This window comes from Galactobacillus timonensis, from assembly GCF_900240265.1.
In the GTDB taxonomy this organism is placed as follows: Bacteria; Bacillota_I; Bacilli_A; order Erysipelotrichales; family Erysipelotrichaceae; genus Bulleidia; species Bulleidia timonensis.
This window is the reverse complement of the sequence record NZ_LT964739.1, coordinates 1,915,876-1,929,442: the sequence shown is the minus strand read 5'-3', so window position 1 is coordinate 1,929,442 and position 13,567 is coordinate 1,915,876. Positions and strand designations below refer to the sequence as shown.

Here is a 13,567-nt window from a genome sequence, read left to right as displayed (position 1 = left end):
TTCAGGCTGCCTTTTCTGTATAATGGAAAACATTCAGGAGGCAGATATTATGTGTGTATTCTGTGACATCATCAATAAGAAAATCCCGTCCAAAGTCGTCTATGAAGATGACAAGGTTCTCGCTATTCTCGATCTTTCCCAGCTGACCTATGGCCATACGCTTGTCATGCCCAAGAAGCATGTCGACAATTTCCTGGAAGCAGACCCCGAGACCGTATCGTACTGTGCACTGGTCACCCAGAAGCTGGCCAGGCAGATTGTAAAAAACACCGGTGCCAAAGGTGCCAACATCGTAACCAATGCAGGTGCCGCAGCCGGTCAGTCCGTGAATCATCTCCATTTCCATATCGTTCCCCGCTACGATGAAAACGACGGTTTCGGCTTCCGGGAAACACCGCACGAGAACCTTGACCTGGATGAAGTACTGAAGACTATCACGAAATAACGAATGATCCCGATCGAGTAGGAGGCGGTGATTAACCGCCGTCCTCTCACACCACCGTACGTGCCGTTCGGCATACGGCGGTTTCAGTACTTAGAACACAAGTTGCAGTTGAACTGCAGAATATTTAGGATGAACAGACTCGAAGTATCTGGATGCAGATGGGCATCCCCATTCTTCGAGTTTTCTATTTGACAGCGCGCGCTTGACAGTCGTTAACTGCACTGCCCTGCATGTACCTTTTCGGGTGTTTGCCGCCATGAATGCGTACTGCTTCGGAATGCCAAGTTCTATGAGCTTCCTGTATTTCGTTCTCGGCTTCTTCCAATGCTTCCATATAATCATTCTCATCCTTGTGCGAAGCCACTGGTCCATTTCTTTCAGCCAGCTTCTCAGCTCCGCCACGCCGTAGTAGTTGATCCATCCGGTGATGCTCCGCTTAATCTCCCGACAAATATCGGAAAACTTTCCCGGACGTTTCTTGTTCGTCATGATTTTGAGCTTCTCTTTGCATTTCTTCTTGGATTTCATGTGCGCATAGATGTGATAATGCCCATCCGCTCTTCTACCCATTCCGAACCCCAGATATTTGAACTTCCCACCGTTGGACGCCAGATTGACGATTTTACTCTTCTCCCTGTTTACCTTCAGCTTCAGCTTCCCTTCCAGCATCGTGATACTGCCTTCCAGTATTCTCTCTGCGGCCCTTCTGCTCTTGGCCAGTAGAACAATGTCATCCGCATACCTGATTTCCGGTACTCCTCTGCGTGCATACTCCTGATCAAATTCGTTCAGGTATATGTTTGCCAGCAGCGGACTGAGATTCCCGCCNTTCGTCCCTAATTGTCTTTCTCAGTTCCCTGATCAGACGATCATGGTTCAGGGTATCGAAATACTTGGACAAATCCAGAACAACTGCCCAGCAATACCCTTCCTCCGCATATTCTTTTACCTTCATAATGGCCTGCTGTCCACTTCTTCCCGGTCGATAGCCAAAGCTGTTTTCCGCGAATTGTGGCTCATAAAGAGGCGCCAGCACCTGAGCTATGGCCTGCTGTACAACACGATCCTTAACCGTTGGAATCCCCAGTTTTCTCACTCCTCCATCCGGTTTCGGTATTTCCCTGCGTCTTACGGCTGTAGGGTGATAGTAGCCACCCATCATCTGTGCCTGAACCTCGGCGAAATGTGTCTCCAGCCATTCCATTGCCTCCGGGATTTTCATCCCATCGACTCCGGCTGCTCCTCCGTTCCTCCTCACACGCTTCATGGCTTCCTTCATGTTCGGGATTGAACTGATCTCTTCCATGAGGTGCTCGGCCCTGCAACTGCGCTCCCTTTCCTCGTCTTCCGAATGGCAGATGCTCGACGCTTCCGCATGCTTTTCGCATTCCGTGCTATTCCTCTGTGGACAGCCCATATTCTGGTTTTCTGTTTTCATAGCATCTCCTTTCTTTCAATCGGTTACTCAGGATTCATACTGATTTGGTCCTTCGCCGCAACTCCCTTTGGTTTTTTTCCGGCTACTACGACCTCGGCTGACTTCCGCAGAATCAGCACCGCCTTCAATGTATAGCGATGGTTCCCGTTCCCTTCGGTATTTCTGCGGATCTCCCCGGGTAAGTACGACAACTTTCGTTCCATCTACCTGCGCCATTTATACCCATGCAATCCGTGCAGTATTGGATTTCTGCCTGTATTGCGGCTTCATCCTTGCATGACTACCTCATATGGCGTTCCTGTTCGTCAGGCCGGAACTTTGCCCGCGCAGTTAGTATGTTCCTGCGCATCCGGCTTCTTTCAGATTCCACCTTGCGATGGACACCCTTGCCTTCGGCTAACGATTCCTACTGCCAAGTTCGTAGTGGTCTTTCACCACCTAGTTATCGCCCATGCCGGGCACACAATGAAAAAGGCGGCTGCGGCCGCCTTTCATTTACCTGCTTATTTACTTTCTTCTTCGTGGTTGATGCGAACATGCATACGCCGGAACATTACTTCCTGCGCCTTTTCTTCCAGCGTATCATCCAGAGGCTCCAGATCCACGCTGCCGTAATTTCTCCTGAGTGCCCGCCGCAGCACAGCATCCGCAATTCTCGGGTTCTTCGGCAGCAGCGGCCCGTGCATGTAGGTCGCAAGCACCTGATCATTCACAAAGCCTTCCGTGCCGCCTTCGAAGGTATTGCCATGTCCCTTCAATACTCTGGCAAAGACCGTATCAACATTGCGTGTCTGTCCGCCATGGTTCTCAAACCCGACCGCCGGAAATGTCTCACCATCGATGCTCGCCTCCACCGCAATATTGCCGATGCAACGATGACTGCGATCACTCGCCTCCGTGTAGTAGTCAAAAAAATGCAGCCCCTCATCCAGATGCCCGTCCTGATCCTTGTAATAGGCACCAAACAGCTGATACCCGCCACAGATCAAAAGAAATGCCGATCCGCTGTCATAGGCTTCCCTGATCGCATCCCTGCGCTTGAGCAGATCATTTTTAATCAGACTTTGTTCATGATCCGCGCCCCCGCCGAGAAAGAACAGATCATAGTCTGCCGGCGTGCGTTTCTCATCGATCGTACAGGTATCCACTGTCACATCAATGCCACGCTTGGCGGCCCTTGTCTTAAGCACCTGAATATTGCCCTTGTCCCCATACAGGTCCATCAGATCGTGGTACATCCACAGAATTTTCAGTTTCACTGCCGATGCCCCCTTTCCTGCTTTGCCAGCAGGTGCCGCGTCGGATGCAGCGCCGTATAGGTCGCCATAATAAAGCTTTCCACCCGCTGATCATCCAGCCACTCCACAGCCTTCTCTGCATCTTCGATAACCAGAATCCGATCCTCCAGGCCCTCGTATTTCAGCCGCAGCGCCATATCATAGGCCCTTAGACCCGAACATACAATCGTCTGCACCAGCGGATCCTTCAGCCTCTCAAAATGCGCATCCCAGATCCAGCTCACATCATGGCCGTCCTGATCATTGTCATTCAGAAAGATGCATATATTCTTCTTCATCGGCTGCGCAATGATGTATTTCATGACCTCATTTGCGCCGGTCGGATTCTTGATCAGATTAATTACACACGGGCGCGACAGATGGAACTGCTCATTGCGGCCCTCCTTGAGATGGTAGGTCGAGAACACTTCCGACGCACATCTGCCATCAATGCCAAGGCTCGAAAGCAGACACAGAACCGCACAGCAGTTATAGATTCCATAGATCGTGTTGACAAAGGAATGGTAGGTCCTTCCATTCACATCAAAGGTACCGTGCATGAAGTCGACATTCCTTCCAAGAACCTCCGGCTGAATCTCACCGAAATGATCCTTCGGACAATGGAAACGGCCAATGTGCGAATACTGATAGTAGTCATAGACCAGCCGGCTGCCGCAGCGCGGGCAGAACTTTCCCTCGCCTGCCTCATCCGTAATCGTCCGCGACTCCAGATACCGGTCCACCGAATAATAATGAACCTTCGCATAAGGCGCATGATCCGCCAGACGCACGACATTGGGATCGTCACCGTTGAGAATCAGATCCCCATGGAAGTTCTCAAGAACCGAGATGATCTTGCGGATGATTGTCTCCATCTCTCCCGCCCGATCCAGCTGGTCACGGAAAAAATTCGTCACCACAAGATGCGTCGGATGAAGATTGGCAAACTGGCGGAACAGCGTCAGCTCATCCACCTCAATCACTGCCGCATCCGCCTTGATGTAGTAATTCTCATCACTTCCCGATGCCAGCAGGGTCGCAATTCCGACATTGAGGTTATCACCCCGGTGATTGTTAAGCACCGTCTTCCCTGCCGCCCTGAGGCTTTCCGCAATCAGGTTGCTTGTCGTCGTCTTGCCATTGGTACCGGTGACCAGAACTACCGTCTCAGGCATATGAAAACGTCCGATGAAATCCGGATCCATCTTCAGCGCCAGCTCACCGGGCAAGGAACCGCCGCGCCCGTATTTTGAAAGGATCTGATGCGCCTTCTGCACCAGAAACAGCTTCGGATCGCTCATTTCATCTCCCGCGGTTTATAGAACTGCCGATTGTCAAGTGCAAAGACCCGCTGCGACCAGCTGCCCGGCTTCACGCCATCCAGCACCTGCTTCAGCGTATTCATGCGCGCATCCATGTTATCGATGAGAAACAGAGCCTCCGCTTCCGGAATCTCCGGCATCATCGGCGAACCGAACTCGAGCTTGCCATGATGCGAAAGGATCATATGCCTCAGAAGAATCGCCTCTTCACTGTTCTGCAGCCCCTTTTCTTCCGCCACCTCCATCAGCCAGCCATGGCCGATGGAAATGTGTCCGATCAGCTTTCCTTCCTCGGTATATTCCGAAGAAACAAGGCCGCCAAGTTCCGCCGTCTTGCCCAGATCATGCAGAAGGACGCCCGCAAGCAGAAGATCCCGATTCAATTGCGGATAGAGACCTGCAACCTCTTCGGCAAGCTTTGCCATCCCGAGTGTATGTTCCGCCAGACCTCCGCGGTAGTTGTGATGGATCCGGCTCGCAGCGGGATATTCATAGAACGCATCCCCGACCCTGTCCAGCATTCCCTGAACCAGCGTACGGATATTGGCATTGCTGAAGGAAGAAATATATCCGGCCACCTGTTTCTTCTGTTCCTCTGTGCTCATCCGCGAACTGCGGATAAACGCTGAAAGATCAATGCTCGACTGATCAATATCAACCACTTCCGATACACGCATCTGCAGATTATGGTTGTATTCCAGAACTTCACCGGAAATCTGTTCCACATGCCCCGCAACAACGGCCGCCGCCTTGTCTCCGGTCGCATCCCAGAAACGGCCTTCAATCGTTCCGGTCGCATCTTGCAGCTGCAGAATCAGATAAGGAGAACCCTTTGTCGTCACACCTTTCACACTGCTTTTAATCAGCAGATTCTGGCAGATCCGATCATGCTCCTTGAAATCTTTGACATCAGGCATCTCAGTCACCCCATTTCATTTCATCTAAAATCACATAAATATCTTCGGTATCAAATCCCTGCGCAGCACAATAACGGAACACCGTATTGCGCAGCTGCGTCGACTTGTATTTCTTCTCGTACCGTTTCTTGGCTTTGGCGGCACATTTGCGCAGCGCATCGAGTTCCGCACTCTCATCGAGACCGAAATCCATCTGCCCGATTACCTGCGTGATCGTATCACTGTCGTAGCCGCGCGTCATCAGCTTCTGCCGCAGCATTTCCTTCTTATGGCGCACCGAAACACCGGTAATGGAATCCGAAATCCGCTCCGCACTGCGCATCGCATTTTCAACCTCGCGATCCGGTTCCCTGGACAAAGCCTTCTGGATCAAATCATCGGAAATGCCACGCTTATGAAGCTCATACTCAATCCGCCTGTGTCCCAGCAGGCGTGCCCGCATCGAAGTAACAGACTCGAGGCAGTAGCGCTCATCGTCAAGATAGCCTTTTCCCTTAAGATGGGACACAATCGCATCAATCTCTTCTGCGGAGCACTTCGTATTGTTCTTCAGCCAGTCTCTGACCTCCTGAATCGAACGATCCTTGACCGCAATCCGCTGCATGCACCGCTGATAGGCAAGCACAGCCTCCTGTTTCTTCTGGTAGGCCAGCATGAAGCGGGCACTGATCCGGCCGCCCTTGCGCAGTCCTGCCTGCGCATAATCCTCCAGCGTCAGATACAGCGTCTCATCTTTCTTGTTTTTCAGATCCGACAGGGTCAGCTTGACGATATCATCCTTGACTGCGACATCAGCGATCTTGACCATCGTCTCATAGTTATCGATCGCTTCCTGGTACACGGCAAGCGCCTTTTCACAGAACACCTGTGCACTCAACGGCTGCACCTGCGCAAGGCAGTTCTTCTTCAGCGAAGAAAGCGTATCCGCATCGATCGCAGCAAACCGCTTCAGGCACGCCGCAAGGTCCTCTTCCGTCTCAAAGTACCAGCCCGTCTTTCCTTCCACCACAATGTCCTTGAGCACCTCATCTGTACGTGCCAGCAACGGAAGACCGCTGGCCATCGCCTCAATAAAGGTCATACCCTGCGTTTCGGAGCGTGACGCCGAAACAAAAGCATCACTTGCCCGATAGTAATCCGGAACCTCAACAGCAGGTTTCGGACCAAGGAACGTAATCTTACCGGAGGCACCAAGCTGTCCGGCAAGATCTTTCAGTTTCTCCAGATCCGGTCCCCCGCCGATCACCATCAGGTGCACCGGAACGCAGCTGTCAGCTGCCATCGCAAAACCGCGGACAACAAGATCCAGTGATTTTTCCTCCGCAATGCGTCCGACATAGACGATGAGTTTCTCATCTCCGTAAACATTGACCTCGTTACGGATGGCCGCTGTCTTCTCTTTGTCTTCTTTGGCCGGATCAAACCGGTCCAGTTCCAATCCCGTCGGAACGACATGAATATTCGTCGAAACATGATAGCGTTCCAGCAGCTGTTCTGTCTTGATGCTGGGTGCGATGACCTCAACCGACGCATTTGCATACAGCTTGGTCAGATAGGCAACCGCCTGCTTTGCCTTCTCATCAAACGCCTCACTGTGCAGAAGATTGGCATAATGCGTATAGTCCTCATACATCGTGTGATAGGTAATGACAATCGGAATTCCGAACTGCTGCGCACACATGCGTGCAAAAAAGCCGACACCGAACTCGGTCTGTGCATGAATCACATCGAGATGCAGACGGCCGATCTCTTCCAGCGCATTGAGATGCAGAGGTGTCGTTGCCACATAGCCATAGAGCTGCTTCAGCTTAATGCCGGCAAGACGCAGCACCGTATGGTCCTCGTTCCACTGAGCAGCGCCAACACCTTTGCGCGGCGCAATGACATAGGCTTCGTGTCCCTGCCTGCGAAGCTCACGAAAAAGAATATTTGTACTGTTGGCTACGCCGTTAAGATCCGGTAGATAAGTATCTGTAAACAAGCCGATGCGCATAAAAAAATCTCCCGAAATACTGGCTTTATTATACGTTGAAACGACTCCATCCTCAACCGGACCACCGCCCGGGAGAGCCATGCAAAAAGGAGACACATCCATTGGGACATGTCTCCTTTTGTTCATGCGTTCAGAAGATTCTGCAGATTACTGCTCGTTCTGCATCTTGACCTTGGCAACAAGCTTGTTGTAGCGGGTCTGTGCATCGGAGAGTGTCTTTGCAAACATTTCCTTCGCAACTTCTTCACCCTTCAGCTTCGGCAGGTTGAAGTAACGTGCCTCACTCATCAGGAAGTCGTTGAACTTGCTCCAGTCAGGTTCCTTGGAATCAATCGTCAGAGGCTTCTCGTTACGCGGATCATAACGGTAGAGTACCGTGTAGCCGCAGGCAACAGCATCCTTCTCAACGATCGGGCTCTTCACCAGACCACCCTTAATGCCATGCTCCAGGCAAGGGCTGTAGGCAAGGATGATCGACGGACCATTGTAGGACTCCGCTTCCTTCATTGCCTTGATCGCCTGCATCTGGTTTGCACCCAGGGAGATCGAAGCTACATAAACTGTACCGTACTCCATGAAGATCTGACCGATATCCTTCTTGGCCGTAGCCTTGCCGCCGGCAGCGAACTTGGCAATTGCGCTAGCCTGCGTCGACTTGGAAGCCTGGCCGCCGGTGTTGGAATATGTTTCTGTATCCAGAACCAGAACATTGACGTTCAGGTTGTTGGCCATGACATGATCCAGTCCGCCGTAGCCGATATCGTAAGCCCAGCCATCGCCGCCGATGATCCAGCAGCTCTTGCCGACCAGGTCGCGCTCCATCTCGAGCAGAGTCTTGACAGCTTCATTCTTGGATGCCTTGACATCCGCAACCAGCTGATCCTTGATTGCTCTCTGCTTCTCACGATCATCGTTGGCAGCAATGTATGCCTCGAAGTCAGCCTTCAGAGCCGGCTCAACAGCATCCATGTTGTCTTCCATGATCTTCAGGATCTTGGCTTCCTTGAAGCTCTGAGCAACAGCCATACCGAAGCCGTACTCAGCGTTGTCTTCGAACAGGGAGTTAGCCCATGCAACACCCTCGTGGTTCTCATCCGTAGCAAACGGTGTCGAAGGAATTGCGGAGCAGTAAATCATCGAGCAGCCTGTTGCATTGGCAACCAGCATATCCTTGCCGAACAGCTGCGAAGCAAGACGATAGTACGGAGCTTCACCGCAGCCCGGGCAGCAGCCGGAAACTTCGAAGTACGGACGCATCAGAGATACGCCGCTCTCCGTGTTCGGATTGCCATACTGCGGCTTGTAAGTCGTCTTCTTGTACAGATAATCCGCAACCGGCTCTTCCTTGGTCATATCGTTGATATCAGCAGCCGACAGAGCCTTCGTCGGGCAGACCGTAATGCAGACGCCGCAGCCGACGCAGTTCATCGGAGAAACCTGAATACGGAACTTCAGACCGTCTGCCTTAGCCGTCTTATAAGCAGGAGAAGGATCCTTGACCGCAAAGTCAACACCGTTCTCTGCCGCAATCTTCTGAGCTTCTGCAAGCTCTTCCGGCGTCATCAGGAACGAACGGATCGTGGAATGCGGGCATGCGAAGCCGCACTTACCGCACTCAATGCACTTGTCCGCATCCCAGGTCGGAACCTGAGCAGCGACGTTTCTCTTCTCACGGAATGCAACATCCTCCGGGATCGAACCGTCAATGACATCCGGCTTCATGAACTCGGAAACCGGCATATCCTCACCCTCGAGAGCGTTGATCCGCTGAACGAAGTCATCGTAATGCGCATCGCCTGTCTTCTCATAGAGCGGAGCCGATACATCAAGATCAGCCCATTCCGGCTTCACTTCAACCTTGACCAGTCCGTCAGCGCCCTTCTCAATTGCAGCGATGTTGGCGTTAACGACATCATCACCTTTACGTGCATAGGTATGGCGGGCGGAATCTTCCATCAGAGCCAGCGACTTGCTGAACGGCATGATCTGCTCATTGAGCTTAAAGAATGCCGACTGCAGAATCGTGTTGGTATGACGGCCCATGCCGGTCTCAATTGCAAGCTTCGTAGCGTTGATGATATAGAAGTTTGCATGCTTCTTGGCAAGACCTGCCAGCATGCGGTTCGGGAAATGCTTCTCAACCTCATCCGCGGAGAACGTCGTGTTCAGCAGGAATGTACCACCGTCCTTGAGCTGACGTACCATGTCGAACTTGTAGCAGTAGGAATCCAGCGAGCAGGAAATGAAGTCAGCGGACTTGATGTAGTACGGAGAATGAATCGGGCTCTTGCCAAAGCGCAGATGCGAACGGGTAACGCCGCCTGCCTTCTTGGAGTCGTACTGGAAATATGCCTGCGAATACAAATCCGTGTTGTTGCCGATGATCTTAACCGTCGACTTGTTTGCACCGACCGTACCATCGGAACCAAGGCCGTAGAACAGGCAGGACGTATAGTCGCTGTCAATCTTGATCGGAACCGGATCGATGGACAGATGCGTCACATCATCATGAATGCCGACCGTGAACTCTTCCTTCGGATCATCCTTCTTCAGTTCTTCGAAGATGCCGTTAACATCTGCCGGCTCAAAGTTCTTGCTGGACAAACCATAACGGCCGCCGATGATCGTCAGATCCTTGTGATGATGCAGAGCATCCACAACATCAAGATACAGAGGCTCACGTGCACCGATTTCCTTCGTACGGTCAAGAACAGCGATCTTCTTGACGGAAGCCGGCAGAACAGCCTCGAGGTACTTCACCGAGAACGGACGATACAGATAAACCTTGATTACGCCGACCTTCTCGCCCTTTGCATTCAGAGCGTGAACAGTCTCGCTGATTGTATCGGTTGCCGAGCCCATGGCGATGATGACACGATCCGCATCCGGAGCACCATCATAAACAAACGGTGCATAGTTGCGACCCGTATGCTCGCTGACAGCCTTCATGTACTTGGCAACGATTTCCGGAATCGCAGCCCAATGCTCGTTCTGAGCTTCACGAGCCTGGAAGAAGATATCATCGTTTTCATTGCCGCCGCGGACAATCGGATTCGTATGCGGGTTCATTGCATGCGCACGGAATGCCTCAAGCTTGTCCATCGGGAGCAGCGACTTCATGAAGTCATAGTCCATGACCTCGATCTTGTCGATTTCATGTGACGTACGGAAACCATCGAAGAAATGAATAACCGGAACCGATCCGTCAATTGCAACCAGATGTGCAACACCGGCCAGGTCCATACAGTCCTGAACCGACTGCGAGCACATCATGACTGCACCCGTCTGACGGCAGGCATAAATATCACTATGATCGCCAAAGATGCTCAGCGTATGCGTCGCCAGTGAACGTGCCGCAACGTGCACGACAATCGGCAGCATCTCGCCAGCCCACTTGTAGATATTCGGGATCATCAGTAACAGACCCTGCGAAGCGGTAAACGTTGCCGCAAGAGCGCCGCCCTGGGCTGCGCCATGAACGGCACCGGCAGCACCGCCCTCAGCCTGCATTTCTACAACCTTCACCTTGTCTCCGAAAACGTTCGTGCGGCCTGCTGTGGACCAAGCATCGATGTTTTCAGCCATCGGTGAAGACGGCGTGATCGGGTAAATGCCGGCAACTTCCGTAAACGCATAAGCGGAAGAGGCAGTTGCGGTATTACCGTCCATCGCCTGGAAAACCTTTTTGTTCTCTGACATATGTCCTCCTGTTTACTACGCCCATTATTATAAACCGATTTACTTTATCCGCGCAGGTTTTTGCGCATTTCCTTTGTATCTGAAACTTAAATCACATAAAAAGAAAACGGCATTTCTGCCGTCACTTTGCATTGTTCATGGACCGCATCACCTGTTTGATCTGTGCCTCGGAAGGTTTGCGTCCCATGCTCATGAACATTGCCCGGATCATCTTCTCGTTGACCGGCGGATTTTCCTTCAGTTCCTTTTCGAACTTTCTCCTTGTAAAAATAAATCCCAGAAGTGCACCGACCGCGCCTCCCAGAACAAACCATCCCAATGATGACCAGAATGCCGACATAACTATCCTCCTTAAGTTAACTGCTCGCTTGCTTTATTTTACCTGCACCCCTGCGCCGTTTCAATCAGGAACTGACCGCCGCAGGCACACAACCGGAAGAAAAAGCGTTCTATCCGAACCTGATCGGAAAGAACGCTCACAGTTTCAACAGCCAGAAGGTGATATGTTCCCTCTTATGTAGAGGTGGGTTCCCTTGGTCGGCCTTTAGGATTCCTGCCCGCAGCAGGCGTTCAACACCAGCGTCTCCAGTCTGGGATCCCGAATATCAAAATGTAGGAAAAAAATTAGTTCCTCCTGGCAACACAATACTAACACAGACTCCTTCCCAGGCAAGACTTGACAATCTCCCGGGAATGATTTCTGCTCAATTACTGCTTGTCCTTCTTGGAAATCTCGATGCCGAGAATCTGCAGCTGCTTGGGATCAACCGTATTGGGAGCCTCATCCATCAGTGACAGCGACGAATTCGTCGTCGGGAAGGCAACCACATCACGGATATTGTCCGTACCGGCCAGTACCATGGTCAGACGCTCCAGACCGATGCCGACGCCTCCATGAGGCGGAGCACCGTACTTGAAGGCCTCCAGGAAGAAGCCGAACTTCTCCTTCGCCTGCTCCATCGTCAGACCAATGGCCTCAAACACCTTCTCCTGCAGATCCTGATCGTGAATACGGATCGAACCCGACAGCAGCTCATAGCCGTTCAGCACCAGATCATATGCCCGCGACGAAACATGTTCCGGATCCGAGAACAGCTTGTCCACATCCTCCGCCTTCGGTGCCGTGAACGGATGATGCGCCGCAACCCAGCGCTGATCCTCTTCACTCCACTCAAACATCGGGAATTCCGTCACCCACAGGAACTTGTAGCCCGCATCCTTCGGGATCAGATTCAGCTCATGGCCCAGACGCACACGCAGCGCACCAAGCGCCGTCTCTGTTACCCGCTCTTTGTCCGCAATGACAAGCACCAGATCATCTGCGTGCAGGTCAAGACGTCTGGAAACCGCAGCCTTCTCTTCATCGCTCAGCGGCTTGGCGATCGAGCCGGACAGCGTACCATCCGAACCGACCTTCAGATAGGCAAGCGCATGGGCCTCAAAGCCATGCTTCACGAATTCCTGCAGCTCATCCAGTCCCTTGCGGCTGTACTTATCCGCCGCATGCTCAAACTTCAATGCGCCGATCATGCCGCGGGGATCATTCGCCGTGTTTTTGAACACCGTGAACGAAGAATCGCTGAACAGATCCGTCAGATCCTGGATCTCATTGCCGAAGCGAAGATCCGGCTTATCGGAACCGAAGCGCTTCATGCACTCACGCCACGGGATCCGGATGAAATGATCCTCCAGCTCAACACCCTTCACATCATGGAAGATGTTGTGCATCAGATGCTCAACCACACCGAACACATCATCCTCATCGACGAAGCTCATCTCAATGTCGATCTGCGTAAACTCCGGCTGACGGTCTGCACGCAGATCCTCATCACGGAAGCACCGCGCAATCTGGAAATACCGTTCCATGCCGGCAATCATAAGCAGCTGCTTGTAGATCTGCGGCGACTGCGGAAGAGCCCAGAAACGACCGTTGTAAATCCGCGAAGGAACCAGATAGTCACGCGCACCCTCCGGTGTCGAACGGGCAAGAATCGGTGTCTCCACCTCGACAAAGCCCTCTTCATCCAGCGTATGACGTACGCTCATGCAGATCTGATGCCGCAACATCAGATTCTTCTGCAGGATAGGACGGCGCAGATCGAGATACCGGTACTTCAGACGGATATCCTCATTGGCATCCGTATCATCGCTGATGACAAACGGTGTTGTCTCTGCACGGTTGATGATTTCAACCTTCTCCGCATGAACTTCGATGGCACCGGTTGCCATCTTCGGGTTGGCATCCTGACGCTTCTGCACCGTGCCCCAGACATGCAGAATATATTCGTTGCGCACATCCTTGACGGCATCCGCCAGTGTCTCGTCAAAGACAACCTGCACGATGCCCGAACGATCGCGCAGATCCATGAATACCAGAGAACCGAGATTGCGCCGGCGGGCAACCCAGCCGACAATGACTACCTTCTTTCCGGCATCGCTTTCGCGCAGATCCCCATTGTGCGCTGTTCTTTCCATG

The 13,567-nt window shown here is 52.3% G+C and carries 10 protein-coding genes; 1 reads left to right on the top strand and 9 read right to left on the bottom strand.

Annotated elements, in window-relative coordinates; translation table 11 throughout:
• Nucleotides 1-49 precede the first annotated feature (49 nt).
• On the top strand, nucleotides 50-445 hold the full coding sequence (locus C1714_RS09115; RefSeq protein ID WP_102342875.1) for an HIT family protein: 396 nt from the start codon (nucleotides 50-52) through the stop codon (nucleotides 443-445).
• Between the two features lie 90 nt (nucleotides 446-535).
• Here the strand turns inward: C1714_RS09115 and C1714_RS14580 are convergent, their stop codons facing one another.
• The 9 genes from C1714_RS14580 to aspS form a co-directional block, all read right to left on the bottom strand.
• A complete protein-coding gene (locus tag C1714_RS14580) occupies nucleotides 536-1,237 on the bottom strand; it encodes a group II intron maturase-specific domain-containing protein (RefSeq protein ID WP_280952016.1) in 702 nt (233 codons plus the stop codon).
• A complete protein-coding gene (locus C1714_RS14680) occupies nucleotides 1,224-1,604 on the bottom strand; it encodes a reverse transcriptase domain-containing protein (RefSeq protein WP_425349058.1) in 381 nt (126 codons plus the stop codon). Before C1714_RS14680 ends, C1714_RS14580 begins: the two co-directional genes overlap by 14 nt.
• Before the next feature lie 782 nt (nucleotides 1,605-2,386).
• A complete protein-coding gene (locus C1714_RS09100) occupies nucleotides 2,387-3,142 on the bottom strand; it encodes a type 1 glutamine amidotransferase (RefSeq protein ID WP_102342873.1) in 756 nt (251 codons plus the stop codon).
• A complete protein-coding gene (locus C1714_RS09095) occupies nucleotides 3,139-4,461 on the bottom strand; it encodes a Mur ligase family protein (RefSeq protein WP_102342872.1) in 1,323 nt (440 codons plus the stop codon). Before C1714_RS09095 ends, C1714_RS09100 begins: the two co-directional genes overlap by 4 nt.
• Entirely contained in the window at nucleotides 4,458-5,399 is a 942-nt protein-coding gene (locus C1714_RS09090) for a 3'-5' exoribonuclease YhaM family protein (RefSeq protein WP_102342871.1), read from the bottom strand. Before C1714_RS09090 ends, C1714_RS09095 begins: the two co-directional genes overlap by 4 nt.
• 1 nt (nucleotide 5,400) lies before the next feature.
• Entirely contained in the window at nucleotides 5,401-7,392 is a 1,992-nt protein-coding gene (locus tag C1714_RS09085) for a RecX family transcriptional regulator (RefSeq protein ID WP_167849997.1), read from the bottom strand.
• Nucleotides 7,393-7,539: 147 nt separating this feature from the next.
• Nucleotides 7,540-11,091, bottom strand: a complete 3,552-nt coding sequence (gene nifJ / locus C1714_RS09080) for a pyruvate:ferredoxin (flavodoxin) oxidoreductase (protein ID WP_102342869.1) — start codon at nucleotides 11,089-11,091, stop codon at nucleotides 7,540-7,542.
• A 121-nt stretch (nucleotides 11,092-11,212) separates the two neighbouring features.
• Nucleotides 11,213-11,431, bottom strand: a complete 219-nt coding sequence (locus C1714_RS09075; RefSeq protein ID WP_102342868.1) for a YneF family protein — start codon at nucleotides 11,429-11,431, stop codon at nucleotides 11,213-11,215.
• A 368-nt stretch (nucleotides 11,432-11,799) separates the two neighbouring features.
• A complete protein-coding gene (gene aspS / locus C1714_RS09070) occupies nucleotides 11,800-13,566 on the bottom strand; it encodes an aspartate--tRNA ligase (protein ID WP_102343199.1) in 1,767 nt (588 codons plus the stop codon).
• Between the last annotated feature and the right edge of the window lies 1 nt (nucleotide 13,567).